We start from the raw sequence: 25415 nt of genomic DNA on the forward strand, positions 1-25415 counted from the left end.
CTAACAGCGGGGCACGGGTTCTGGGCGACTGTTGGGCAGTTTCCTCTTCGGGCGGTTTCTGCCCAGAGGAAGCGTCAGCGGCGGCCTCCGAAGCGGTCGTCGTCGGTGCCCGGCGGAAGGGTGTCGAGCTGATCGGGATCGGCGAGTTCGGTCAGTCCGTGAACGAGGGCGTCCATACGGTCGGGGCTGTCCATCCCTTCGACCCAGGTGGCCATCTGGTCCTCCAGCGTGTCGTATTCACCGACGTGGTGAACGAGCTGCTGCTCGTAGAGCTGGGCGACCGGTGCCGCGCGCAGCCGTTTGCCAATCTTCGCGGTGACTTCGAGGACCATGGGCATGAGGAGCCCTTTGGTGTCACCGTTCCGGCGAAGTTGCTCCCATGCCTGGGTGATCACCTGCCTTGCCATGTCACCGCCGTAGTTCTTCTCCACCACGATCCCGTCGGCCTTCAGGTCGAGGGCCAGGCGGCACGCGGTGAGCCCCCAATCGTTGGCGCCCATGGACCCAGAGTGGTCAGCGACGACGTAGAGATGGCGGTCGAAGCCCCTCGCTACGCCGACGACGCCGGTCTCATCTCCGACCGTGGATTCCCCGCCGGCGGGATCGACGGCGACGACGATGCGGGCCATGTCCAGGCCGGAGAACTGGATGGGGGTGATGCGGGCTGTGCTGATCCATCCACGCTTCCACACACCTCCCTCGGGTGGTCGCGGCTTCTGCTGGTAGAGAGCGCCCCAGACGCGCTCGCCGACGCGTTTCTTCGTCTTGCGGTGGTGTGCTTTGTCGAAGCGTGCGGGCCAGAGGGGTTCGCCGAGTTCACGGCCGAGTGGGTCGTCAGGACTGTCGGCGAGTGCGGGGAGGTCGATGACCCGCCAGGCATCGCGCTCGGTCGCGAGGATCCGGCCGGCGAGGTCGTCCTCGTGCCAGCGCGTCTGGATCAAGCAGATCGCTCCGACGGGTTCGAGGCGGGTCTGGAGCACCGAGGTCCACCAGTCCCAGGCCCGCTTTCGCATCGTCAGGGAGTCGGCGTCGGCCATGTCCTTGACCGGGTCGTCGACGATGGCTATGTGGGCGCCGCGGCCGGTGAGTCCGCCGCCGAGGCCAGCCGCGAGGAGTCCGCCTTCCCCGCCGATGATGTCGAACCGGTTCGCGGCCTGGCTGCCGGGCTTGAGCTGGAGGCCGAGATCGTCGCCCCAGGTGTAGATGGCGTCCCGGATCCATCGGCCGTGGTCGTCTGCAAGGTCGGCGCTGTAGCTCGCGATCATCATGCGGTGGCCGGGGTTGCGCCGGAGGTACCAGAGCGGGGCCCAGCGGGAGGCACGTCGGCTCTTGCCGTGCCGCGGGGGCATGGTGAGCATGACGCGGTCGCACCGGCCCTCGGCCATGTCGATGAATGCGCGGTCGATCAAGTCCAGGTGCGGGGCCTGCATCTCGCGCCCGCCGGTGAGTACGGCGGCGAGTGCCCCTGGGGAGCGGTCCATGGCGAGCTGGCGTTCAGCGCGGGCCAGCTCGGGCCGCAGCTTCGGGGAAGCGGATCGGGCGATGGCGCGGCGCTGCGCTGGTGGCAGCGTCTTGTAGTGGGCGACGGCGCTCGCGGGGTCCCGGGGTGTCATCCGGCGGCGTCCGGGTCGGTGAGCGTGATCAGGGCGTCGAGTTCGTCCGCTGTGACGTTCTCGATCTGGACCGCTCCGCCGCCCGCGCCCGTCAGCTCAGTACGGACGGGCATGTCAAGGCCGAGCAGCCGAGCTCGGCGTTCCATGATCCGCAGCGTTCGGTCGACGGCGTGGAGGTCCTGGTCACGGACTGCCTTCTTGTAGGCGACGAAGAACAGCCGGTCGAGCCGGTCGGCCTCCAAGGAGCGCAGTTCGTCGACGTTGTCGTTCAGCTCTGCGCGGCGGTCGGCCAGGGCGGTACGCACGTCCCGGCAGGCGGCGTGGATCAGGGTCTCGTCGCTCGGGGGGTCCTGACTTCTTCGGTAACGCTCGATGCCGTACCCCTGTGGGTAGGCGATGCCGTCGCTGTTGACTGCGGGGTCGGCGGCGAGTTTGCGGGCGATCGTCAGCCAGTCCACCCCGGCGGTGCGGAGGTCGATGGCGTCCGAGCGGCGGCGCGCGATGGCCGCACGCGTGGCCTTGTCGGGGCGTCCCACGTCGGTCCTTCATGGCTCGGGTGCGCCCCCGCGCCCGCCTCCATGATCGCACCGCCCGACGATGAGCCGTTCGTTGCGACTTCTCGTGTTCCCCGGACGACGCCGCCGGGGATGACTATCGTGCCAACTGAAAGTCCGAGGGGGGGGAGGCCAGCTGCGCCTGGCCTTGGAGTGAGCCCTCAGGTGTGCTGACAAGGCGAGCGGATCCAGCGACCTGCTCGACACCGATAGGTACACGGACGAGCAACCACTTTCACGTGCTTGCAAAAAGAACCGAGATTTCCTGAGTTTCTATCGCTGGTACGGAACTCAGTTCAGCCACAGGTCGTGGCCGAGCTGAGTACGCGTGCCCGCATCCAGTTCGGCCCTGAGCAGAAAGGGATCGAACAGTGGACTCGTCTGCGGTTCTTTGGATTCTCGCTTGGTCGGGCGTGGCCTCGATCGCGATCTTCGTCTTGACCGGAATCCTGGGACAGTTGCTCCCCTTGATTGAGGCGTGGCGCAGGTTGCGCAATGCCTTTCGGTGCGACACCGCGCAGGAGAGTTCGGTGTCGCCGACCGCCGACCCCGAGCAGCTCGAAGCTTCTGAATCGACGGTCGGCGTGGAGTAGCCTGACGAGACGGATTCGACGGCGCCAGCGCCGTCGTCACATCAGTGACATTTGCTCACCTACACCCGGTCGCTTGGGCGGGACGAACTCCGGCGGCGCGTCCGGCGCGTCGCGGTGGTTGCGCAGCCACCAAGCAAATTGATAGTTGCGGCAGGTCCGGAACCGGACGGAGTTCCGGCGAGGCTCCGTAGCAGGGATGTCACGCTCGCCCCATCCCGTGATGGGGCGAGCGTTCTCCAGTTGGACGTGGAGGCCGGGTACGAGGGCGGGGCCCTCCCAGCTCTCCCCCAGCGCGACCTCAAAGGCGAGATGCGCATTGTCGCTCCACTTCCAGGGGTTCGGCAGTGCACAGAGATACCAGGCGAGTGGCTGATTGACTGCTGGCAGTTCAACGCTCTGATGTCGGCGCTTCGGATCGACTCTCAGTCGGTCCGGTTGCCCAAAGGTCCGCAAGCAGTGCTGGTCGAGGGCCACGTGGCGCACTCCGGCGAGCCACATGATGTGGTACCGGGACCGCGACTCGATACCAACCCTTATTTTCTGCGACATGAATTCCCCACCGATCCCTCAGCTCCCGAGAGAACCATTCCTCTCAATAACCAATTTTATCAAATTTCCCACCAATTCCAGATGCCTGCCATGTCGGAAGCCATTCGGGTAGGGCATATTAAATTCCTCCTCGAACGCCTTTTCGTACTCTTCTTTCGCGAGCGGAATAGGGCGGCGGCAGGTGGCCTTGAGGTTGGAGCCGCTGAGGTCGCTTAGCTGAACGTCTGCGAAGTATCGCCGGAGGAGGCCTTCCAGGGTTTCAGGGGTGTGGAATCTGAGTTTCTGCCATTTCCCTTTGACGAAGTTCATCTCGACGTTGTTCTCGTCGAGGAAGCTCATCTTCGTGGTGGCTGTCTGGCTGGTGACGCGCTTGGCCTGCTCGTCGCGGAGTTCACGGGCGAGGCTTCGGGTGCCGAGGCAGACAACTCCATCGGCGGCGCACAGGGCGTTTACGGTGGCGAGCACCCAGTGCTGGTACTCCAGGCTGGTGGTGGCGTTGATAACCGAGTCGAGAACCACCACGTCGTAGAGGCCGACTTGCTGGATGTCGGTGTTGATGTCGCGGATCATGCCGACAACGGCTCGGATGTCGACTGCGTACGAGCCGTCGCGGCAGCGGTAGGGCTCGTAATCGCGGATGTTGAAGCCCTTGGCCCGCAGGTGCTTGGCGTAGTCGCCGTACCCAGCGCCGAAGTCCACGACCCTGTGTGTCGGCTTGAGCCAGGGGGTGACGAGCTGGTCCCAGGTCTCGGAGCCGTAGGCGAGCTTCCCGGCCTTTGCCTTGGAGGAGAACTTGCGGAGCCTCTTGGGCTGGACGATGTGCTGGTTCCAGACCGGCGCCTTGCCTTCGATGGCGGTCCAGTCGTAGACGCCGTACTCACCGGTGAGGTCAGCGTGCAGCTGGGCGGCTTCGGCGGAGGGGACGGTCCAGGCGAGGAGGTCGAACCGGTTGATGGCGGCGACGACGGCGTACTCGGCGTTGAGGACGATGCGGCCCTGGTCATCGATGACGACGCTGCCCCACGGGCCGTGGCCGGCGGTCATGTGGCCGATGGCGTTGACGAAGCTCAGGTTCTTGCGTTCGGCGACGCGGATGGTCTGCCAGGGGATCCAGGACCAGGCGCCGAGTTCACCGGGCTCGGCGTAGACGACGCTGGCTTCGGTCTCGACGCGGTTGTGGAGGAGGTTGAACTGGATCTCGTCCTGGAGGCGGACCTTGGTGCCGAGCACGACCGCGGGTGTGTGGGTCATGCCGATCGCCTTGAGCCCCTTGGTTCTCTGGTGACCGGCGACCAGGGTCCCGTCGGCGTTGAGGATGACGGGCTTGACGACGCCGTGCCGCCGGAGGGACGCCTGGAGCCGCAGGAAGGCGGTCTCGCTGAGACGGCGGGGGTTGTAGTCGGCGGGGCGGAGCTGGTCGAGGGGGTACGACTCGTGGAACGTCGTCGCGGGGGCGCTGCTCATGCGGCATTCGCCTCCTGGTGGGCGTGCTGAAGGACGTGCCAGCCGAAGCCCATGTCGCTGTCGGTGTCGTCCACGAACTTGGCGTAGATCGCGTTGAGGGCATCGACCTCCTCGGAGGTGATCCGGACGCGCTTGGACTCCCACTGGAGGTAGCCCCACTGGAGGTAGTCCACGGTGGCGGCGGCGCCGGTGCCCGCCCCGTCGGAGGTCAGCTCCAGCATCTCGGGCAGGGAGGTGTCGTCCAGCAGCCGGTCGACGCTCTCGCGGTCGTAGCCGGTGCCGACAAGGTCCGGGATCTCGGCGAGGACTTCGGCGAGCAGCGCGGTGTCGTACCCCGCGAGGTCGTTGGTCCGATTGTCCACAACGACGATGCGGGCCGCCGCCTCGTCATCGACATCAAGCCAGGTGACGGCGATCTGGTCCCAGCCAAGTTGCTGGGCAGCGGCGACGGTGTGGTTGCCTGCCAGGATCTCGTTCGGTCGCCCGGTGTGGGTGCCCTTGTTGGCGACGACGGGCCGGTACTGGCCGTTGACCGTCAGCGATTCGGCGATGGCCGGGAGGTCACCGGTTCGGGGGTTACGGTGGTAGGGGGCCAGCTCCGAGATCGCGACGGCGAGCGGGAGGAGCTGTTCGGGGATGTTGGCGAGCGCGGTCACGGGCGTCGTCCCTTAGGTAGGCCGTACCCCGCGCCCTACGCCCGTCAACCCTAGACGATCACGGCAACTGTCGATGCGGGCCGTGGGGCCGACTGTGCCCCGCTGCCGCCAGACCTACGCACAGGGGCACGAAGAGGGCGGTGAGCTGATCGTTGCCGACCGGCTCACCGCCCCTTGACGCACGGTGGGGCTGTTCGTCGCTAGCGGTTGTTGCAGCCGCAGATTCCCGACGGCATGCACCAGGATCCACAGGACTTGCACCATTCCGCTCCGGGCACGGGCGGCGTGCGGTGCTCGGCGGTCTGTTCCTCGGTCACGGGTTGGGTTCTCCTTTGACGTCTGGCGGGGATGGCTTCGAGCTCGGCGCGGCGGCGGGCTACTTCGGGGTCCGGTTCTCGGTTTCTGGGAAGGCCCAGGCTCCTGAGTGCGAGGCCGTCTCGCTCGGCGAGAAGGCGGTAGTACAGCTCGCGGTCCTCGGGGTGACCGGTGAAGTCGGTCATGGCGCTCCTGGTTGCGCGGAACCCGCCCCCGGCGTGGAGCCGGAGGCGGGTCCGGTCATAGACGTGGATTCGGCGGCCCAGTGGCTTCGCTTCGGCGCGGAGCCGGTGTCTGGCAGGCAGGGCGCGGGGGATTGGCCACCTGCCAGACACCGAGGGATGCCGCATGCCACGGCGTGTTGTCGGGCCGGTTCCTCGGCTATGGCCGTTCCCGACAACGAGATAGACCGTATCACTCTCTAGTGTTGGTATCTATCTTTCGGGTTTGCGTGGCTGCCTGATAGTGAACAGGCCCTGCTGAACTACCTCAGGAAGTGGCGTGGGTTGCTCGCGTGACGGTTCAAACGGGTCGCCGTGGGCCCCTGCCTCGTCGCCGTGGACCGGAAGGACCACGATCACCGTGCGGACGCCCACCGCAGGGAACGCGTTGTCTGGTAGGGCCGTGATGGTGCCGCGCGCTTCTCGGACGCGTGCCCGAAAGTCCTGGCTCAGCCGGTCCTGCCGGAAGGTGAGACCGGCGGACATGACCGCGACGAGCAGGCCCCCTGGGCGTACGAAGCGCAGGGCCCGCTCGACGTGCCGCAGGTCCTGCCGGTCGGCGAACGGAGGGTTCATGACTGCTCGGTGGTATCGCCGCTTGACGGGCATCGAGAGGAAGTCAGTGTTCGCGACCTTGCGGGCATACCCGGCTGCGCGAATGTACTCGGCACTCCGAGGGTCAAGCTCGACGCAGTCCACGATCGCCCCCTGGGCTGCCGCTGGTTCGGCTATAGCGCCACGTCCCGCCGAGGGTTCCAGCACCTCACAACCCGGTTCGAGGCAGGCAAGTTCAAGGAGCTGTTCGACGACGGGCTGCGGTGTTGGGTAGTAGCCCCGGTCTGCATCGGCGATCACCTCCCCGGTCGCAAGCAGTCCCGCGATGGCGTCGACGGCGTCGAGAGGGAAGAGATGGGCGCGCTTGTAGCGGTCCCACTTGCCGCCGACCGCCGCGAGGGCCAGGTTCACACGCTGGTAGAGCTTCCGGTCCAGCTCGCCAGGTAGTCGCAGTTCTGCCCCTTCAACCGTGCCCGAGCGGATGACGTCAAGGACATCGGAGTCGATCTGCATTCTCGCTTCTCCTGATCACGCGTACTGGGTGCAGTTGACGGCGAGCGGGTGGCCCTTATGGTCGTCGCAGACGGCATCGCCTGTGCCGGGGTCCGTGCCGCCGTCACACAGCTCGCAGATCCAGTAGCCGCAGACGACACAGATGGCGGAGGCGAGCTGGTTATGGGTGTTGGCCAGGTCGGCGTCGCACCGGCGGCAGAATTGGGGCGGCAGCGTGCCGTCGTCGGGCCAGGTCTTCAGGCCGCTGATGTGCGCTGGGCGCTTAGCGCCGTCGGCCCTCACTCGCTCGCCTTGGCGGTGAGCAGCGCCGCTTCGAGTTCCACCAGCCGGGCGGCCAGCATGATCGGCAACCGGACGTTGACGGACCGGCCAGCTCCGTCGAGGAGGTGGGCGGCAGCGTGCCGTGTCAGGCTGTCCGCCTCCTCAAGAGCGGCATGGTCATTGGCGCTGCGGGCCTGGACCAGCTGCTGGGCTGCCTCTCGGACATACCATTCGGCATCCGAGTCATACTCGTTCAAGGCATTCGCTGAGGGGTCGCAGTCGAACAGGTTGTTGTTGATGTTCCGCATGGACTGGATGTCGTTGGGCACCGTGAAGCTCCTGATGAAGAGGAAAGGAGGGTGGGCGGCCGATCGGCCGCCCACCCAGGTTGTTCTGTCAGGCCTCGTCGGCGTCGGCGTCGGCAGCGACCACGCTGGGAACGCGCTCCGTCTCCGGCTCCGCAACCGGGTCGGGCTCGGCCTGGACCGCCTCCTCCGCATCGGCCTCGGGGGCCACTGCTCCGCCGTCACTCGACGCCTGCTCCTCCGCTCCGGAGGCGGGCTCGCCGGTCAGCCGTGAGAGCGCGGCGTCAGCCTCCGCGAGGAGGTCGGGGGCGGCTGCTGCGGGAGAGACCATGATCTGGCTGGCGTCGGCGTGCGCCTTCGCCTGACGGAGCTGGAATCGGGCCTTCTGAAGGTAGGTGGACACGCGGTCCATCTGGTCCAACCGCGCTCCAACCTGCCCCTCCAGGAGGCGGGCGAGGTCCATGGGGTCCGTCTTGGCGATGCCGTCGAGCAGCTCGCACATGCGCTCGATCTCATCGAGGTCGTTGCGGGTCTTCGTCTGCGCCTGGCCACGCTGGGCCTTCTCCTCGGGGGTCATCTCCTCGACCTCGACCATGGAGTCCTGCTGGGCTGCCTTCTCCTGCTTGCGCATCGCGTAGGCGATGTGGACGAGCTGGTTGTCGGTGGTGGCGCCCTTCTTCCAGTTGTCGAAGACCGCCTTCTGGTTGTCCCGGGAGAGCGCGGCGATCTGGACGGCCGCCTGGGTTCCGATGTGCCCCAGGTTGACAGCCTCGGCGACCTCCGGCCGCAGGGACAGAAGGGCCAGACGCTGGGTGACATAGGGGACGGACTTGGCGAAGGTCTTGGCGACGGTCGCGACCGTCGCGCCCTCCTCCTCGTCCATGACCTTCTTGAAGCCCTTCGCCTCTTCGAGCGGGAGCATGTCCTCGCGGTTGAGGTTCTCGGCCATGGCCTTCTTGAAGGAGTCGAGGTCCGTGATCTCGCCGTCGGAGAGCAGGACCTTCGCCTCGATGGTGAGGTTGCCGGCCTGGGAGTTGGCGCGGAAGCGGCGCTCGCCAGCGACCAGCTCGTATCCCTTCTGCACTCGACGGACGACGACCGGCTGGAGCAGCCCGTGCTGCTGGATGGACTCGGCCAGTTCCTTGAGCGCCTCCGGCTCGAAGTGCCCGCGGGGCTGGGTGGGGTTGCGGCGGATCTGATGCATCTTCAGAGTCGCGTACTTGTGCGCCATCTCGGTCTCCAAGAGGTCTGCGGGGGTCTCTCCTCCCCCCTTCCTTCTGGTTCTATTCTATATGCATTTAGGGGGAGGCTCCATAGATTCCTTAAGCAATTTCCTGGGCCAAACGCCCGAGCGCGGACCCCCGTCAGGGTCCGCGCTCGATGGGTGGATCAATAGGTCAGTCGACCACGGCCGGACTCAGTCGATCTGGGTGACGACCCACCAGTCTCGGGTCGACGATCGACAGGGCACCCAGGATCTCCAGCGCCCCCTCCTCCTCTACGGAGGCATGTACCGCCCCTTCGGACTCCCTCAGTCGGGCCATCACGCGCTCCACTTCGACCGCCACCCTTACCCTCCCGTACAACACCTTCAGCACCACCGTGAGCTGGAGGTCATTTATGTCCAACACTGCATAAGTAAAGGCACACCTTGAACACGGCCACGACTCCGATCGCGCTCCCCTGGTCGGCGCATAGCGAGGTCGGCGCACACCCGAAGCGCCGCCCTACGTTCACATCCCCCACACGATCTTGCTGGGGTGGTGACTGATTGTCAACCAATCTAGACAATAGGCTAGTGCGGCACACTGGCCCAGCCGTCGACGCCGCCCCAGCACCACCGAAGGAGCATTAGTCCATGCCGATCGGCTCGGACATTTCCCTGTCCAGCAAGCTCGCCATCCTCGTGCGCGCCGCACGCGGGGCGGACGGACAGGCCCTGAGCGCGCGCGCCATCTCGGCCGCCACCGCCGAAACCCCAGGGGGGAAACCGGCGATGACGCATCAAGTGGTGAATGAGCTTCTAAATGGGACTAAAGGCAACCCAACCACCTCACAGATGGTGGGCCTCGGAAGGGCACTAAAATCTCCGGTAGCTTTTCTCCTGCCGGGGTACAACGGCCTGACCTCCCTGCGCGCCTACGAAGAGCACCAAGACGCCCGCGAAGCTCTGCGCCTTATACACGACCTAGGCGCCGACGGAGCTGCCGAACTTCTGGAAGCCGCCCGTGAAATCCGATCGCGCCACGGCCTCGACCTCAGCGTGCCAGAAGTTCCAGACCCGCTTCCCACCTCCGACCGGCCGCGACCCGGCCGACGTAGGCGGCTTAGCTTCGACGAAGCAGCCGAGCGGGCTGTCGCCGATCTGGAAGGAAACTGAGTAATGGACGGCGTCGTGTTCGGCTTGTGCGTATTCGTCGGGATCGTAGGCGCGGGGCTTTCAGCCCGGGAAGCGTGGAGGCAGCGGATCCGCCCCGAATACCGAATCGCCCGCATTGCACGCACTGCGGCCTTCGGTGTATGCACCGTGGGCGTGGCCTTCGCCATTCCAGCGGTGGAATCCCTCGTAGAGTCACTGACAGGGATGAACAATGCGGCCAAGATCGGGGCACATCTTTGCGCCGTCTTGTGGTGCGGAAGCCTGCAACTCATGCTGGTGGACTGGTCCTACAACCAAGAAGTGATGAAGGCCAGTCTGTACGCCCGCATGGCTCTTATGGTCTGCGTCCTCGCCGCGATGCTGCCTCTCTTCGTCGCGGCGACAAGTGAGAGCGTCGAGTTCACCACCGAGTTCGCGTCGGTTCCAGGAATCACGGTGTACCTGCTGATCTATCTGGGATACGTGGCCATCACGTGCGGCGAAATCGCTTTTCTCTGCTCCGGAATGGCCCTGGCTGCGCGGCAGGGTAAGCACGTCTGGATCGCCCGCGGTCTGGCCACATCCGCGATTGCGGCGGTGCTGGGTGTCGCCTACGCGGTCAGCAAGGGGTCGTACCTGGTGACGTACTACCTGCAACACCCTTGGCCGCTCCGCATCGAGGAGATCGTCTCCCCCGCGCTGGCTGGCCTCGCCGTGGTTGCGTTGATCACGGGGCTGACCATGGCCATGGTAGGCAAGAGGCTTTCGGGCCGGAAGGCAGGGGCGTAAGCCTCAAACCGAGATACTGGCGAGCTTCCGCCACCGGAGCACAACACGCCCAGGCTCAATGGTACGGATGCCACGCGCACTCGCACGGAAGACCACGATGCCTTCCAGAAGCAACTTGATGATCGCCTTCTTCGAAGCGGTCGGCGCGGTATTCCACCACCTCACAAGGTCCTCAGCATCCCCCAGCGAGAAATTCGCCATTTGCTCCGCATACCGAAGCCGCGCCTTGGCTTCCTTAATCTCTGCGGCTACTTGGTTCTCAACCACCACGAAAGCCTCTCTACTGATACTTCGAGAGGCATAGAGGGTCGCCGCCTCGTCGCGGCGGCCCTCCAGCTCTTTAATGTCCTTCTTCAGCTTTTCCACCTGAACGCGGACCGACTCCTGCGCCCTGGAGATCTGCGCTCGAATTCCAGGCTTAAGTATTTCTGCCACTACATACTCACCGACATAGGTGTCTAGCAGTTCGCTGTCTATCCGCACCTCGCCACAACCACCATGCCCGGACTTATCCTTCGGGCGGCACCTATATCCCGGCGTCCCGGCATTATTGCGAGCCCCTTCAAATGAGCGCGAGCAGTTTCCGCATGTACTGTCGCCGTCGGCTAGCAGATAATCGTGGGCGTCATTTTGTGGAGCGCGCTTTTGCGACTTCCGCTGCTGAAGAGATTTGAACTCTTCGGGCTCGATCATCCCTGGATGATCGGCGTCGACGAGTTCCCCGTCGTCGTCATACCTCAACCCCGCAATGGCAGGGTTGGCAAAGAGCCGCCCGACTGAAGCGTCCCTCCACTCGCCGCCCATGGTCCCCCGGTAGCCGACGGCGTTCGCCCACACGGCGACATCCATGTCGGACTGACCTGCAAGGGCACGGGCCGCCATCTGCCGTACCGCGTCGACTTCGTCGTCCCGCAAACGGCGACGTGACATGTCCTCGAAACCGTAGAGCCGTGGCATGCGGGCCCGTCCATTCTCCTCATGCGCCCCTAGCCGTCCGATCCTAGGCCACTGCCCTCGCGGGGGGGGTTGCCCTGGGAAGGCGGGTGCACCCAGGAGGCCGAAGATCACTGCTCCGGTGGAGTCACCTCCAGGACTCTCCACAGAGCAGCGGTAGGGACTTTCACCGTGCCGCCCAAGGTGAGGGTCTGCACGGGGAAAGCCCCAACCTTGATCAGTCCGTATGCCTTGTGCACCCCGATACCCAGTGCTCGCGCTGCCGTCGACACAGACACGGTCGGCGGCAGCGCCAGCAGCTCGCCCTGAGTCATGGCTCTGACCCTGGACCCTTCGGCTGAAGCGTCGTTGCTTGTCATCTTCGTTGTCGCGATCTCCCCCACGCCAACGTGACTTAAGGATACGCCAACACTGGAGTGTTGGGGCAAGATGGGACATCGGTTCGGCAAAGATCTACAACAAGCCGATCCAGTGACCACGCGAAGGGATGCTCATGTTCGACCCCAGCTACAAGCGGCAGTGCGCCTGCCGAGGGCCAGTCTTGGACGCCGACGGCGCTCCGATACTCGACAGTAAAGGCGCCCCGAAGCTCCGCAAGCTCGGCGCGAAGTGCCCTGAACTCCTGGCCGGCAAGAAGGGCCACGGCACTTGGTACTACTACTTCGAACTCGAACCGGGCGAGGGCGGAACCCGTCAGCGCGACCGCAAGGGTGGATTCGCCACGAAGGACGAGGCGAAGACCAAGGCGGAGGAGGCATACCGCCGGATCCTGGGCGGCGTCGACATCCTCAGCAAGGCCACCGTGGGCGAGGACCTGCACGCATGGCTCAAGAGGAAGAAGGCCCTGGCCCGTACGACCCTGCACGGGTACGAGGATCACGTCAGGCTCTACCTCGAACCACACCTCGGGCACATCAAGCGGCGAGACCTCAAGCTGCGCCACGTGGAAGCCATGTACGACGCGATCGAGCGGGAGAACGCCGAGCGCCTACTCCACCACGCCAGAGTGATCGAACTGCAAGAGGCTCGTGATGCTGCTCACACAGCATGGGTCCGCGCCGCTGGAAAGGGTGAGGAGCGCCGCAGCGCGCGCCGGGCCTACCTGGACGCCAATGCCGCCCTCCGCGAGGGCCAGAAGGGCAAGAAGAAGATCACCAACGCCGCGACGATGCACCGCATCAACGCGACGCTCAGCTCGTTCCTGGGCAGCGGCATGAAGCGCGGCGACTACGCGACCAACCTGGCCTCGCTCGTCGAGCTACCGCCCGCGAAGCGGCCCAAGGCGTTGGTCTGGACCCCGGAGCGGGTCGAGTACTGGAAGCGCACGGGTGAGAAGCCCAGCCCCGTCATGGTCTGGACCCCGGAGCAAACCGGCCAGTTCCTCGACTTCGTGGCAGATGACCGGCTCTGCGCCATGTGGCACGGATTCATCTTCCGCGGCCCCCGGCGTGGCGAGATGTGCGCATTGCCATGGACCGAGGTCAGCCTGTCCGGCTCGTGGTTCCGTATCTCCGCGCAGATCGTCGAAGTCGCCTACCGGCTATACGCCGAGGCCCCGAAGCAGGACAGTGTGCGCACTGTGACGCTCGACTCACTGACGTGCGCACTGTGGGCAGCGTGGCGACTCACCCAGGGGAAGGAGCGCGAGCAGTGGTCTGGCGAAGAGGCGTGGGTCGAGACCAATCGGGTCTGGACCCATGAGAACGGCGAGTCCCTCCACCCTGACTGGGTAAGCCGTCGGTTCCAGCGACTTGTCGAGCTGTCCGGCCTGCCGCCGGTCCGCCTTCACGACACACGGCACCTGTCGGCGACGCTGGCACTGCTTGGTGGAGCCGACATCAAGGTCGTCCAGGAGCGGCTGGGGCACAGCAACCGACAGATCACGTCGGACACCTACACGAGCGTCCTGCCTCAGCTGATGACCGCTGAAGCCGAGTCCACGATTGCCGTCGTGCCGCGGTCCGGAAACGCTGCCCCCGCAGACCATGCGGCGCCCGAGGAGCAGGAGGCCCAGGAGGCACAACCGGATGCCGACGACGACAACCCGGACGAGGAGCTGCGACCCGCCGCGTGACCCGCGTCCCGAATTTGTCCTGCCGATCATGAAAACATGACCGGGACGGCCCGGGTACGGGCCGCCAAGATCCTCCAGAGATCGCCCCGACCAGACGAAAGTGCTGGTCAGAACGATTCTCTCGAACCACTTGCGCGGTGGGGCGGGTGGGACTCGAACCCACGGCCGACGGATTATGAGTCCGCTGCTCTAACCGGCTGAGCTACCGCCCCTAACGGCGCGTCGCGCACAAATGTGCGCGCCGTGTGCCGCAGCATAGCCGCTCATACGATCTCCTGCTCCGGATGGTCGGCAACGCCCAACCACCAGGACCGCGCCACCCCGGACCCGGTTCCCGATGTCGTGCAGAACACACGAAGCACACGAAAAAGGACCCTCAAGGGGTCCCATTTCGCTCTGCTCCCCCGGCTGGACTCGAACCAGCAACCCTCCGGTTAACAGCCGAATGCTCTGCCAATTGAGCTACAGGGGATCGCGCTCCCCCGACTGGACTCGAACCAGTAACCTGCCGGTTAACAGCCGGCTGCTCTGCCAATTGAGCTACAGGGGAAAGTGCCTCGAACAGACCCGGCCGGTGCGTTCCGGAGGGCGTGCGCTCGCTGCGACACATACATTAGCGCAAGCAGGGGGGTGCTCCGCCAATCGGTTCGGGGGCCGGGTGATCAGCGGCCTCGCGGGGTAGGCGGGCAGGCACCGACGTACGTCAGGGAAGGTGGCAGCGCCATGCGGTACAAGCTCACGTTCGTCCTCGGGCTCGCCGTGGGTTACGTGATCGGCACACGGGCCGGACGCGAGCGGTATGAACAGCTCAAGAAGTCCGCGCGCCAGATCTCCCAGAACCCCGCCGTGCGCAACGCCGCCGAGTCGGCGGCCCTCAGCGGGCGCCAGGCCGCGGGGAAGGCGCTGCACGCCGTCAGTGACAAGGTCGGCGACCGGGTACCCGCCTCCGTGGCGGACCGGGTCCGTTCCCTGCGCGAACGCGGCGGGGACACCGGGGACGACTGGGGCACCACCAACACCTGAGGCTCCCGGAGCACCCGGCGTGGGACCTGACGCCGAGGGCGGCGCCCCGTGGGGCAGAATCTCTCCCCATGGGGATAGTCGCCGGATTGGACAGTTCGTCTGCGTTCACACAGATCGTTGTCTGTGACGCGGACACGGGCGCCGTGCTGAGACAGGGGTACGCGCCCCACCCCGTCGACGCCAAGGCGGGCGACGTCGATCCACAAGCCTGGCTGCTCTCCCTCGGCGAAGCCGCGGGCGGTGGACTCCTCGAAGGCGTCCAGGCGATCGGGGTCTCCGCACAGCAGGGGCTCATCCCCCTGGACCAAGGCGGCGCCCCCGCCCGTCCCGCGCTCGTCGGCGGCGACAAGCGGGCCCAGGTCGCCGCCGCGGACCTGATCGACGCGCTCGGCGGACGCCAGGCCTGGGCCGAGGCCGTCGGCTCGGTGCCCCAGGCCAACCACCCCGTCGCCCGGCTGCGCTGGCTCGCCCAGAGCGAACCCGAGGCCGCACACCGGGTCGCCACCCTGCTCCAGCCCCACGACTGGCTGGTCTGGCAGCTGCTGGGACGCCCGCACCGCCGCACCACCGACCGGGGCGGGGCCTCCGGCACCGGCTACTGGTCCGCCGGGACCGGCGCCTACCGGCCCGACCTGGTCGAGCTGGCCCTCGGACACCAGTGCCTGCTCCCCGAGGTACTCGGCCCCGCCGAGGCCGCGGGCACCACCCCGGAAGGACTGCTGATCTCGGCCGGGACCGGCGAGACCATGGCCGCCGCCCTCGGCCTCGGCGTCGCGCCCGGCGACGCCGTGATCTCCCTGGGAGCCTCCGGCTCGGTCATGGCCGTCCACCACGAAGCCCTCGCCGACCCCAGCGGAATGATCACGTCATACGCGGACGCCACCGGGATGCACCTGCCGGTGGTCCACACCCTCAACGCCGTACGGGCCCTGCGCGGCACCGCCGAACTGCTCGGGGTGGACGATCTGGAGAGCCTCTCCGACCTCGCCATGAAGTCGACCCCCGGCGCCTGCGGACTGGTCCTGCTGCCCTACCTGGAAGGCGAGCGCACCCCCCGGCTGCCCCACACCGCGGGCACCCTCAGCGGACTCCGCCGGGAATCGATGAAACCGGAACACCTGGCGCGGGCCGCCTTCGAAGGCATGCTCTGCTCGCTCGCCGACGCCCTCGACGTGCTGCGGGGACGCGGAGTCGAGGTACGACGGGTCTTCCTGCTCGGCGCCAGCGCGGCCCTGCCCGCCATCCGCGCGGCCGCCCCCGCGATCTTCGGCGCCCAGGTCCTGGTGCCCCAGCCCGCCGACTACGCGGCACTCGGCGCGGCCCGACAGGCCGCCTGGGCGCTCGGCGTCTCCCAGGGCACCCTCTCCCCGACCTCCCCGCCACCCTGGCGGGACGCCGCCGTCCAGGTGCTGGAACCGGGCGACGACCTCCCCGTCGGCCAGGCCATCCGCCAGCAGTACACCGCGACCCGCGACCAACTGCATCCTGGTGCTTTTCTTTAAGCGGTTCTTCGCCTCCGGGGCGCTCTAGTCGAGATTCTCAGGCGCGACGTGCTCAGCCGCTCGTACCTCGCGGCTTCCGCGCGACTCACCTGAGAACTCGACGCGCCCCTTTGGCTCAGAACCGACCTCGGGTAGAGCGAACCGTCACACGGAGCTACTCACCGGCAGAGCACCTTGAGCGAATCCGGTGGCGGGGCTCGCACGGGGAACCCGGGCGAGGATCTGCGCGGAGCTGCTCGCCAGTAGGCCCACGCACGGAGCCGGTCACCGGGAACCCAGGGCGGAGGTCCCCCATTCGGCCGCCGGGGGTGGATCCGCCGCAGGGGGTTCCTTGGGGTGGGGGGCGGGCGGGCTTGACTTGGGTTTGGCGGAAACGGGTGGGGATTCCGGCGCGCGGTGACGCAAGATGGATGGGCCCCCGACGTCCCCCCTCTGCCGAGCCGGAGTGACAGCGCACGTGCTGATACGACTGCTACGGACGTACTTGCGCCCGTACAAGAGAACGATCGCCCTGCTGGTCCTGTTGCAGCTGCTGCAGACCAGCGCCAGCCTCTATCTGCCGACCCTCAACGCCGACATCATCGACAACGGCGTGGTCAAGGGAGACACCGGCCACATCCTGCGGATCGGTGGGGTGATGGTCGCCGTCAGCCTGGCGCAGGTGGTGTGCAATGTGGGGGCCGTCTATCTCGGCGCGCGCACGGCCGCCGCCGTGGGGCGGGATGTGCGGGCGGGGGTCTTCGACCGGGTGCAGCGGTTCTCCTCGCGTGAGGTGGGGCGTTTCGGTGCCCCCTCGCTGATCACCCGGACCACCAATGACGTCCAGCAGGTGCAGATGCTGGTGCTGATGGCGTTCACCCTGCTGGTCTCCGCGCCGATCATGTGTGTCGGGGGCATCGTGATGGCGCTCGGCCAGGACATCGCGCTGTCGGCGGTGCTGCTGGCGGTGGTGCCGGTGCTCGGGATCTCGGTGGCGGTGATCGTCTCCCGGATGCATCCGCTCTTCCGGATCATGCAGGAGCGGCTGGACACGGTGAACCGGGTGCTGCGGGAGCAGATCACCGGGATCCGGGTCATCCGGGCGTTTGTCCGCGATGAGTACGAGAAGGAACGATTCCGCGAGGCCAACGCGGAGCTGACGGACGTCTCCCTGCGCACCGGACGGCTGATGGTGCTGATGTTCCCGACCGTGCTGACGGTCGTGAACGTCTCCTCCGTCGCCGTCGTCTGGTTCGGCGCCCAGCGGATCGACAGCGGCGCGATGCAGATCGGGGCACTGACGGCCTTCCTCGCCTATCTGCTCCAGATCGTGATGGCCGTGATGATGGCCACCTTCATGTTCATGATGGTGCCGCGCGCCGAGGTCTGCGCCGAGCGGATCCAGGCGGTGCTCGACACCGAGTCCAGCGTGGTGCCCCCGGTCGACCCGGTGCGGACCCTGGACCAGCGGGGGCGGCTGGAGCTGCGGGGCGTCGAGTTCCGCTATCCGGGTGCCGAGGAGCCCGTGCTGCGGGAGGTGTCCCTGGTGGCGCGCCCCGGGGAGACGACCGCGATCATCGGGTCGACCGGGAGCGGCAAGTCCACCCTGCTCTCGCTGGTGCCCCGGCTCTTCGACGCGACCGGCGGCGAGGTGCTGGTGGACGGGGTCGACGTGCGGCGGCTCGACCCCGTGCTCACCGCGCGGACCGTGGGTCTGGTCCCCCAGCGCCCGTACCTCTTCTCCGGCACCGTCGCCACCAATCTGCGGTACGGGGACCCGGACGCCGGCGACGAGGAGCTGTGGCGGGCGCTGGAGACCGCGCAGGCGGCCGACTTCGTACGATCGCTCGACGGCGGTCTTCACGCGCCGATCTCCCAGGGCGGAACCAATGTCTCCGGTGGCCAGCGCCAGCGGCTGGCCATCGCGCGGACCCTGGTGCAGCGGCCGGAGATCTACCTCTTCGACGACTCCTTCTCGGCCCTCGACTACGCCACCGACGCGGCCCTGCGGTCGGCGCTGGCGCGGGAGACCGCCGAGGCGACCGTGGTGATCGTGGCCCAGCGGGTCGCCACCATCCGTAACGCCGACCGGATCGTGGTCCTGGACGAGGGGCGGGTCGTGGCCACCGGCACCCACCATGAACTGATGGAGGGCGACGGCACCTACCGCGAGATCGTCCTCTCCCAGCTGACCGAGGCGGAGGCGGCGTGAGCGGGCAGGGCGCGGGCGCCCGGGTGAGCGGACCCGGCGGGCGGATCATGGTGGGGCCGGCCGACCGGTCGATGGACTTCACCGGCTCCCTGAAGCGGCTGCTGAGACGGCTGGCGCCGGACCGGGTGCTGCTGTGGTGGATGCTCACGGCGGGCGTGCTGTCCGTGGCGACCTCGGTGATCGGGCCCTGGGTGCTCGGCAAGGCGACCGACCTGGTCTTCGCCGGGGTGGTGGGCCGGCGGATGTCCGAGGGCACCAGCAAGGCGGAGGCCATCGCCGGGCTGCGGGCGCGCGGTGACGACGGGCTGGCCGACATGCTCTCCGCGGTCGACTTCACCCCCGGGCGGGGCATCGACTTCGGGGCCGTCGGCGAGGTGCTGCTGGTGGCGACGGTGCTCTTCGCCCTCGGCGGGCTGCTGGCCCTGGTCTCCGCCAGGCTGGCGACCACGGTCATCAACCGGACCATGTACCGGTTGCGCGAGGACGTGCAGGCCAAGATGGCCCGGCTGCCGCTGTCGTACCTCGACCGGGCCCAGCGCGGCGAGGTGCTCAGCCGGGTCACCAACGACATCGACAACCTCTCCCAGTCCCTCCAGCAGACGATGGGGCAGATGATCAACTCGCTGCTGACCATCGTGGGTGTGCTGGTGATGATGTTCTGGATCTCCCCGCTGCTGGCGCTGGTGGCCCTGGTGACGGTGCCGCTGTCGGTGGTGGTGGCGACCCGGGTGGGGCGGCGCTCCCAGCCGCACTTCGTCCGCCAGTGGCAGACCACCGGCAGGCTCAACGCCCATGTGGAGGAGATGTACACCGGCCATACGCTGGTGACCGTCTTCGGCCGCCGGGAGGAGTCGGCGCGCGCCTTCGCCGAGGAGAACGAGGCGCTGTACGAGGCCGCCTACAAGGCCCAGTTCACCAGCGGGCTCATGCAGCCGCTGATGTTCTTCGTCTCCAACATCAACTATGTGCTGGTGGCCGTGGTCGGCGGGCTGCGGGTGGCGTCCGGGACGCTGTCGATCGGTGATGTCCAGGCGTTCATCCAGTACTCCCGGCAGTTCTCCATGCCGCTGACCCAGGTGGCGTCGATGGCCAATCTGGTCCAGTCCGGTATCGCCTCCGCCGAGCGGGTCTTCGAGCTGCTGGACGCCGAGGAGCAGTCCCCCGACCGCGCGGCCCGGCAGGACCCGCCGCGCCCCGCCGGACGCGTCGAACTGGAGCAGGTCTCCTTCCGGTACGAGCCGGAGAAGCCGCTGATCGAGGGCCTCTCGCTGCGGGTGGAGCCGGGCCAGACCGTCGCGATCGTCGGGCCCACCGGCGCGGGCAAGACCACCCTGGTCAATCTGCTGATGCGGTTCTACGACGTGACCGGCGGCCGGATCTGCCTCGACGGTGTCGATGTGACCGAACTGTCCCGCGAGGAGCTGCGGTCCGGCATCGGCATGGTGCTCCAGGACACCTGGCTCTTCGGCGGCACGATCGCCGAGAACATCGCCTACGGCACCACCCGCCCGGTCACCCAGGAGGAGATCGAGGAGGCGGCCCGGGCCGCCCACGCCGACCGGTTCATCCGGACCCTGCCCGGCGGCTATGACACGGTGATCGACGACGAGGGGTCGGGGGTGAGCGCGGGCGAGAAGCAGCTCATCACGATCGCGCGGGCCTTCCTCTCCGACCCGGTGATCCTGGTGCTGGACGAGGCCACCAGCTCGGTCGACACCCGTACGGAGGTGCTGATCCAGAAGGCGATGGCACGGCTCTCCCACGGCCGTACCAGCTTCGTCATCGCCCACCGGCTCTCCACCGTGCGCGACGCGGACGTGATCCTGGTGATGGAGAACGGCTCGATCGTCGAGCAGGGCACCCATGAGGAGCTGCTGACGGTCGACGGCGCCTACGCCCGGCTGTACCAGGCGCAGTTCGCGCAGGCGGTGGCGGAGGTGGAGTGACGGGTCGTTCGGCGCGGTACGGGGGCGGGGCGGGGCAGGGTGGTCGGCGCTCCGCGCGGCCGGGCGGCGGATCCGCCCGGTCCGCGCCATCGGCCCCGCTCCCGCCGGTCGGTCCCGGGACGGGAACCCGTCCGTTCCCGGCCGCCGGACGGTACCGGTCATACCGGGCGGCGGTCAGTCGAGATAGCCCCGGAGCTGGTCGGCGAAGGCGTGGTCGCGCAGTTTGTTGAGGGTCTTGGACTCGATCTGGCGGATCCGTTCCCGGGTCACCCCGAAGATCCGGCCGATCTCCTCCAGGGTGCGCGGCCTGCCGTCCGCCAGCCCGTAGCGCAGCTGCACCACCTTGCGCTCGCGCTCACCGAGCGTGGAGAGCACCGCCTCCAGGTGTTCCCGCAGCAGCAGGAAGGCGGCGGACTCCACCGGGGAGGCGGCGTCCCCGTCCTCGATCAGATCACCGAGGGCCACATCGTCCTCCTCGCCCACCGGGGCGTGGAGGGAGACCGGCTCCTGGGCCAGCCGCAGGACCTCGCTGACCCGCTCGGGCGGCAGATCGAGCTGGAGGGCGACCTCCTCGGGCGTCGGCTCGTAGCCGCGCTCCTGGAGCATCCGGCGCTGGACCCGGACCACCCGGTTGATCAGTTCCACCACATGGACCGGGACCCGGATGGTGCGGGCCTGGTCGGCCAGGGCCCGGGACATCGCCTGCCGGATCCACCAGGTCGCGTACGTCGAGAACTTGTAGCCCCGGGCGTAGTCGAACTTCTCGACCGCCCGGATCAGCCCCAGATTGCCCTCCTGGACCAGGTCGAGCATGGTCAGACCCCGGCCGACATAGCGCTTGGCGACGGAGACCACCAGCCGCAGGTTCGCCTCGATCAGCCGCCGCTTGGCCATCCGGCCCAGCACGACCAGCCGGTCCAGATCCACCGCGAGCCGGGAGTTGTTGATGTCGGGGGTGTTGCCCAGCTTCTCCTCGGCGAAGAGCCCGGCCTCGACCCGTCGGGCCAGTTCCACCTCCTCCACGGCGGTGAGCAGCGGGATCCGGCCGATCTCCCGCAGATACTGGCGGAAGAGGTCCGAGGAGGGCCCCGCCGTCTCGGTACGGGAGGAGCGGGCCGGCCTGACCGGCTGGTCCGCCTCCACCGGTACGGCCGGGGCGGTCGGCAGGCTCTCGGGATGGTGCGGGGGCAGGGTCTGCGGGGGGACGGCCGTCAGCGCGGCGGGTTCGGCCCCACGCTCCGGCCCGCCCTCGGTCAGGGGGACGGCCAGCGGCCCGGCGGCCTCGGCCGGGGGCTCGGTCAGGGTCTGGGTCTGCACGGGGGCGACCTCCAGGGTGATCGCTGCCGAATCGGGGACGTGCGGCAGCGGGACGTCGGCGGCCGGGCCGCTGTCCGTCCCGTACACGATGAGCGGATCCGCGGGGATGAGCGGCCCACCGACGGTGGTGGACCGGCCGCGCTCCGAGGACTCAGGCACCGCCCCCAGTGTGGAGTACGACACACAGCCGCCACGAGGGGCGTGCGAGGACTTTTTGCGTCCGGTACGTGACCGGGCGGTTACCGGGCCGGGGAAGCGGGCGCTGCCGTCCTACAGCGCGGCGGCGCCGTGCAGCCGCAGCGACTGGCTGTACTGCTGGAGCACCCACAGCTCGTTCTGCACGGCGGTGTGGTGGGCGGGGTCGGCGTTGTTGCCGAGGCGGGTGAGATTGCCCTGGACCTCGGCGATCCTGCGGTCCACGGCACGGATACGGACCTGGACCAGCTGGGTGCCCGCGTAGATCTCGTCGACGGCCTTGGCGTGCACGGCCTCCACGGCCAGCTCGGTCACCAGCGCCCGTACGGTGTCATCGGGGGCCGCGTCCCGGACCAGGGCCAGATAGCCCGCCCCGTCCAGCGCCCCCTGCTCGGCGCCGCCCGCCTCGGCGATGGTCTGCCGGACCAGGGCGTACGGCGGGGCGGTGAACTCGTCCACCCCGTAGGCGTCGAAGGCCGGGGAGACCAGCTGCGGATACTGGAGCGCCAGCTTCAGCAGCTCGCGCTCGGTCCGGTGGACGGGGTTGCGCAGATTCAGCGCGGGCCCCGCGGCCACGGCCGGGGCCCGGAGCTGCTCCCCCCCGCCACCTTGACGGCCCGCCCCACGGCCCCCGTCGGTACGGGACGGAGCCGGGCCGCGACCGCCACGGTCCCGGGCCCAGCGGGCCAGCTGGGCCACCCGCTTGACCACGAACTGGGTGTCCAGGATGCCCACGATGCCCGCCAGCTGGACGGCGGACTCATGCTGGATCGCCACGTTCTTGATGGCCGCGACGATGGGGGCGGCCTCGTCGAGCGCGGCGGCCCGCCCCGCCGGAGTCTCCAGATTGTGCCGGGCCACCAGCTGGCGGATGGCGAACTCGAACAGCGGGGTGCGGCTCTCCACCAGCGTCCGCACGGCCACGTCACCCTCGGCCAGCCGCAGATCACACGGGTCCATCCCGCCCGGAGTGATCGCGATGGAGGTCTCGGCCGCGAACTTCTGGTCGTCCTCGAAGGCCCGCAGCGCGGCCTTCTGACCCGCCGCGTCCCCGTCGAAGGTGAAGATCACCTCGGCGGTGGCGTTGTCCATCAGCAGCCGCCGCAGGATCTTGATGTGATCGCCGCCGAACGCGGTGCCACACGTCGCGATGGCGGTCGTCTCACCCGCCAGATGGCAGGCCATCACGTCCGTGTACCCCTCGACCACGACGGCCCGCCGGGTCCTGGCGATCTCCTTCTTGGCCAGGTCGATGCCGTACAGCACCTGCGACTTCTTGTAGATCGCCGTCTCGGGGGTGTTCAGATACTTCGGGCCGTTGTCGCTCTCGTAGAGCTTGCGGGCGCCGAAGCCGACCACATCGCCGGAGATATCGCGGATCGGCCACATCAGCCGCCCCCGGAAGCGGTCGATGGGCCCCCGGCGGCCCTCCTGGGACAGCCCCGAGAGGATCAGCTCCTTGTCGCTGAAGCCCTTGCCGCGCAGAAAACGGGTCAGATGGTCCCAGCCCTGAGGGCTGTAGCCGACACCGAAATGCTGGGCGGCGGCATGATCGAAACCGCGCTCGGCGAGGAAGGCGCGGCCGGTCTCCGCCTCCGCGTCGTTCTCCAGCCGCTCCACATAGAACTGCGCGGCCACCTTGTGCGCCTCGACCAGCCGGATCCGCTCGCCCCGCTGATGACTGGGGTTGTAGCCGCCCTCCTCGTAGCGGAGCGTGATGCCCGCCGTGGCGGCGAGCCGCTCGACCGTCTCCGAGAAGGTGAGATGGTCGATCTTCATCACGAAGGCGATGGTGTCCCCGCCCTCCTGGCAGCCGAAGCAGTGGAAGAGACCCTTGCTGGGGCTGACCTGGAAGGACGGGGACTTCTCGTCATGGAAGGGGCAGAGGCCCTTGAGATTGCCGCCACCGGCGTTGCGGAGCTGGAGGTAGTCGGACACGACGGCGTCGATCGGGACCGCGTCCCGTACCGCCTTCACGTCGTCATCGTTGATCCTGCCAGCCACGCGTGAAGTCTACGGTGACCCGCGCGTCCCTCTCCCCGCCTGTGCGCAAACCCCCCGGACCGGGCCCGGCCCTCGCCGTGGGCCCACAGGTGGGGGCCTGTGGGCCGGTCGGCGGGCCTGGGTCAGGAGGGAGGGGCCGGGAGCGGGGTGGTGGGGTCGCCGAGGGTGTCGGGGGAGACGGGGACGCCCGAGCGGATCAGGGCCTGGATCGGCCCCGTGACATCCCACACGTTCACGTTCATCCCCGCCAGCACCCGCCCCTCCTTCAGCCAGAACGCGATGAACTCCCGCTTCCCGGCGTCCCCCCGGATCACCACCTGGTCATAGGAGCCCGCCGGGGCCCAGCCGGAGTACTCGAGACCGACGTCGTACTGGTCGGAGAAGAAGTACGGCACCCGGTCGTAGGAGACCTCCTGCCCGAGCATGGCGCGCGCGGCGGCCGGGCCGCCGTTGAGGGCGTTGGCCCAGTGCTCCACGCGCAGCCGGGTGCCGAGGAGGGGGTGGTCGGCCGCGGCGACGTCGCCCGCCGCGTAGATGTCGGGGTCCGAGGTGCGCAGCGAGGCGTCGACGGCGATCCCGCCGCCGTACTCCCGGTCGGCGAGGGTCAGCCCGGCGGCCTCGGCGAGGGCGGTGCGCGGGGCGGCCCCGACGGCGGCGAGGACGGCGTGGGCGGGGTGCTCCTCGCCGTCGTCGGTGCGGACCGCGAGCACCATGCCGTCCTGGCCGGTGATCTCGGTCAGCCGGGCGCCGAAGTGGAAGCGGACGCCGTGGCCGCCGTGGAGGTCGGCGAAGATCTGGCCCAGTTCCGGGCCGACGACCTGGTGCAGCGGGCAGGGCTCGGGTTCGACGACGGTGACCTCCGCGCCGTAGCCGCGGGCCGCCGCGGCGACCTCCAGGCCGATCCATCCGGCGCCCGCGATCACCAGGTGGCCGTTGTCCCGGCCGAGCGCGGCGAGGGTCTGGCGCAGCCGGTCGGCGTGGGCGAGCCGGCGCAGATGGTGCACCCCGGCCAGCCCGGTGCCGGGGATGGTGAGGCGGCGCGGCTCGGCGCCGGTGGCGAGCAGCAGCTTGTCGTAGGTGAGGACGGTCCCGTCGCCGAGGCGGACGGACTTCGCGGCCCGGTCGATGGCGACGACCATCTGGCCGAGGTGCAGTTCCACATCGGCCTGGGCGTACCACCCGGGCTCATGGACGAAGACGCTGTCGCGGTCCTCCTTGCCCTGGAGATAGCCCTTGGACAGGGGCGGCCGTTCATAGGGGTGGTCGCGTTCGTCGCCGATGAGGATCACTCTGCCGGTGAATCCCTCGGACCGGAGGGTCTCGGCGGCCTTCGCCCCGGCGAGACCACCGCCGACGATGACGAATGTCTGGTGTCCGTCGACCACTTGCTGCCTCCTCTTGGTACCGCTTCCGCTTCTGCTGTCCTTCGGATGCTGCTCTGGGGTACTGCCGCGGGTGCTGC

At 68.1% G+C, this 25415-nt stretch carries 22 protein-coding genes and 3 tRNA genes; 8 read left to right on the forward strand and 17 right to left on the reverse strand.

The window, feature by feature from the left end; genetic code table 11:
* Positions 1–74: 74 nt before the first annotated feature.
* Together ACFVIM_RS00705 and ACFVIM_RS00710 are read right to left on the reverse strand one after the other, a co-directional pair.
* Complete coding sequence (locus ACFVIM_RS00705; protein WP_384296981.1) at positions 75–1613, reverse strand: terminase large subunit domain-containing protein; 1539 nt, start codon at positions 1611–1613, stop codon at positions 75–77.
* Entirely contained in the window at positions 1610–2149 is a 540-nt protein-coding gene (locus ACFVIM_RS00710) for a hypothetical protein (RefSeq protein WP_384296982.1), read from the reverse strand. Before ACFVIM_RS00710 ends, ACFVIM_RS00705 begins: the two co-directional genes overlap by 4 nt.
* Before the next feature lie 431 nt (positions 2150–2580).
* On the opposite strand from ACFVIM_RS00710, the gene ACFVIM_RS00715 reads away from it, so the two are divergent.
* Positions 2581–2760 (forward strand): hypothetical protein, encoded by a 180-nt coding sequence (locus ACFVIM_RS00715; RefSeq protein ID WP_384296984.1) that lies wholly within the window; start codon positions 2581–2583, stop codon positions 2758–2760.
* Between the two features lie 567 nt (positions 2761–3327).
* Here the strand turns inward: ACFVIM_RS00715 and ACFVIM_RS00720 are convergent.
* The 8 genes from ACFVIM_RS00720 to ACFVIM_RS00755 all read right to left on the reverse strand — a co-directional run bounded on the left by ACFVIM_RS00720 (position 3328) and on the right by ACFVIM_RS00755 (position 9227).
* Positions 3328–4773, reverse strand: a complete 1446-nt coding sequence (locus ACFVIM_RS00720) for a ParB N-terminal domain-containing protein (protein WP_384296985.1) — start codon at positions 4771–4773, stop codon at positions 3328–3330.
* A complete protein-coding gene (locus ACFVIM_RS00725) occupies positions 4770–5429 on the reverse strand; it encodes a ParB N-terminal domain-containing protein (RefSeq protein ID WP_384296987.1) in 660 nt (219 codons plus the stop codon). The genes ACFVIM_RS00720 and ACFVIM_RS00725 overlap by 4 nt, the downstream gene beginning before the upstream one ends.
* A gap of 200 nt (positions 5430–5629) precedes the next feature.
* Complete coding sequence (locus tag ACFVIM_RS00730) at positions 5630–5929, reverse strand: hypothetical protein (protein ID WP_384296988.1); 300 nt, start codon at positions 5927–5929, stop codon at positions 5630–5632.
* A gap of 249 nt (positions 5930–6178) precedes the next feature.
* Positions 6179–7033: a class I SAM-dependent methyltransferase gene (locus tag ACFVIM_RS00735; RefSeq protein ID WP_384296990.1), complete on the reverse strand. Its 855-nt coding sequence runs from the start codon at positions 7031–7033 to the stop codon at positions 6179–6181.
* Between the two features lie 15 nt (positions 7034–7048).
* A complete protein-coding gene (locus ACFVIM_RS00740) occupies positions 7049–7315 on the reverse strand; it encodes a hypothetical protein (protein ID WP_384296991.1) in 267 nt (88 codons plus the stop codon).
* Positions 7312–7623, reverse strand: coding sequence for a hypothetical protein (locus tag ACFVIM_RS00745; protein ID WP_384296992.1), 312 nt, complete (start codon positions 7621–7623; stop codon positions 7312–7314). Before ACFVIM_RS00745 ends, ACFVIM_RS00740 begins: the two co-directional genes overlap by 4 nt.
* A 67-nt stretch (positions 7624–7690) precedes the next feature.
* Positions 7691–8830 carry a ParB/RepB/Spo0J family partition protein gene (locus ACFVIM_RS00750; RefSeq protein WP_384296994.1) on the reverse strand — a complete coding sequence of 380 codons (1140 nt, stop codon included), beginning with the start codon at positions 8828–8830 and terminating at the stop codon, positions 7691–7693.
* A 166-nt stretch (positions 8831–8996) separates the two neighbouring features.
* Complete coding sequence (locus tag ACFVIM_RS00755) at positions 8997–9227, reverse strand: hypothetical protein (RefSeq protein ID WP_384296995.1); 231 nt, start codon at positions 9225–9227, stop codon at positions 8997–8999.
* A gap of 230 nt (positions 9228–9457) precedes the next feature.
* On the opposite strand from ACFVIM_RS00755, the gene ACFVIM_RS00760 reads away from it, so the two are divergent.
* Positions 9458–9979, forward strand: a complete 522-nt coding sequence (locus ACFVIM_RS00760) for a hypothetical protein (protein WP_384296996.1) — start codon at positions 9458–9460, stop codon at positions 9977–9979.
* 3 nt (positions 9980–9982) lie between these two features.
* Positions 9983–10747 (forward strand): hypothetical protein, encoded by a 765-nt coding sequence (locus tag ACFVIM_RS00765; RefSeq protein ID WP_384296998.1) that lies wholly within the window; start codon positions 9983–9985, stop codon positions 10745–10747.
* A gap of 3 nt (positions 10748–10750) precedes the next feature.
* Here ACFVIM_RS00765 and ACFVIM_RS00770 read toward each other — a convergent pair whose 3' ends face one another.
* Positions 10751–11704 carry a recombinase family protein gene (locus tag ACFVIM_RS00770; RefSeq protein ID WP_384296999.1) on the reverse strand — a complete coding sequence of 318 codons (954 nt, stop codon included), beginning with the start codon at positions 11702–11704 and terminating at the stop codon, positions 10751–10753.
* Positions 11705–12194: 490 nt separating this feature from the next.
* On the opposite strand from ACFVIM_RS00770, the gene ACFVIM_RS00775 reads away from it, so the two are divergent.
* Positions 12195–13775: a tyrosine-type recombinase/integrase gene (locus ACFVIM_RS00775; RefSeq protein ID WP_384297001.1), complete on the forward strand. Its 1581-nt coding sequence runs from the start codon at positions 12195–12197 to the stop codon at positions 13773–13775.
* A gap of 138 nt (positions 13776–13913) precedes the next feature.
* Here ACFVIM_RS00775 and ACFVIM_RS00780 read toward each other — a convergent pair.
* The 3 genes from ACFVIM_RS00780 to ACFVIM_RS00790 form a co-directional block, all read right to left on the reverse strand.
* Positions 13914–13987: transfer RNA gene (locus ACFVIM_RS00780), tRNA-Ile, on the reverse strand.
* Positions 13988–14174: 187 nt separating this feature from the next.
* Positions 14175–14247, reverse strand: a tRNA-Asn gene (locus ACFVIM_RS00785).
* Positions 14248–14252: 5 nt separating this feature from the next.
* Positions 14253–14325: transfer RNA gene (locus ACFVIM_RS00790), tRNA-Asn, on the reverse strand.
* Positions 14326–14498: 173 nt separating this feature from the next.
* On the opposite strand from ACFVIM_RS00790, the gene ACFVIM_RS00795 reads away from it, so the two are divergent.
* The 4 genes from ACFVIM_RS00795 (at position 14499) to ACFVIM_RS00810 (ending at position 20437) form a co-directional block, all read left to right on the forward strand.
* Positions 14499–14798 carry a YtxH domain-containing protein gene (locus tag ACFVIM_RS00795; protein WP_384297002.1) on the forward strand — a complete coding sequence of 100 codons (300 nt, stop codon included), beginning with the start codon at positions 14499–14501 and terminating at the stop codon, positions 14796–14798.
* Between the two features lie 68 nt (positions 14799–14866).
* Entirely contained in the window at positions 14867–16300 is a 1434-nt protein-coding gene (locus tag ACFVIM_RS00800; RefSeq protein ID WP_384297004.1) for an FGGY family carbohydrate kinase, read from the forward strand.
* A gap of 457 nt (positions 16301–16757) precedes the next feature.
* The gene (locus ACFVIM_RS00805; RefSeq protein WP_384297005.1) at positions 16758–18491 is read left to right on the forward strand and encodes an ABC transporter ATP-binding protein; all 1734 of its coding nucleotides are present in this window, start codon (positions 16758–16760) and stop codon (positions 18489–18491) included.
* Positions 18492–18514: 23 nt separating this feature from the next.
* Positions 18515–20437 (forward strand): ABC transporter ATP-binding protein, encoded by a 1923-nt coding sequence (locus tag ACFVIM_RS00810; RefSeq protein WP_384297027.1) that lies wholly within the window; start codon positions 18515–18517, stop codon positions 20435–20437.
* 174 nt (positions 20438–20611) lie between these two features.
* On the opposite strand, the gene ACFVIM_RS00815 is transcribed toward ACFVIM_RS00810, so the two are convergent.
* From ACFVIM_RS00815 to ACFVIM_RS00825, 3 genes are all read right to left on the reverse strand, one after another.
* Positions 20612–21913: a sigma-70 family RNA polymerase sigma factor gene (locus ACFVIM_RS00815; protein WP_384297006.1), complete on the reverse strand. Its 1302-nt coding sequence runs from the start codon at positions 21911–21913 to the stop codon at positions 20612–20614.
* A 111-nt stretch (positions 21914–22024) separates the two neighbouring features.
* A complete protein-coding gene (dnaG, locus tag ACFVIM_RS00820; protein ID WP_384297008.1) occupies positions 22025–23953 on the reverse strand; it encodes a DNA primase in 1929 nt (642 codons plus the stop codon).
* Between the two features lie 122 nt (positions 23954–24075).
* On the reverse strand, positions 24076–25338 hold the full coding sequence (locus ACFVIM_RS00825) for an NAD(P)/FAD-dependent oxidoreductase (RefSeq protein ID WP_384297009.1): 1263 nt from the start codon (positions 25336–25338) through the stop codon (positions 24076–24078).
* Positions 25339–25415 lie beyond the last annotated feature (77 nt).

Origin of the sequence: Streptomyces sp. NPDC057638, assembly GCF_042800315.1 — a bacterium.
Taxonomy (GTDB): domain Bacteria; phylum Actinomycetota; class Actinomycetes; order Streptomycetales; family Streptomycetaceae; genus Streptomyces.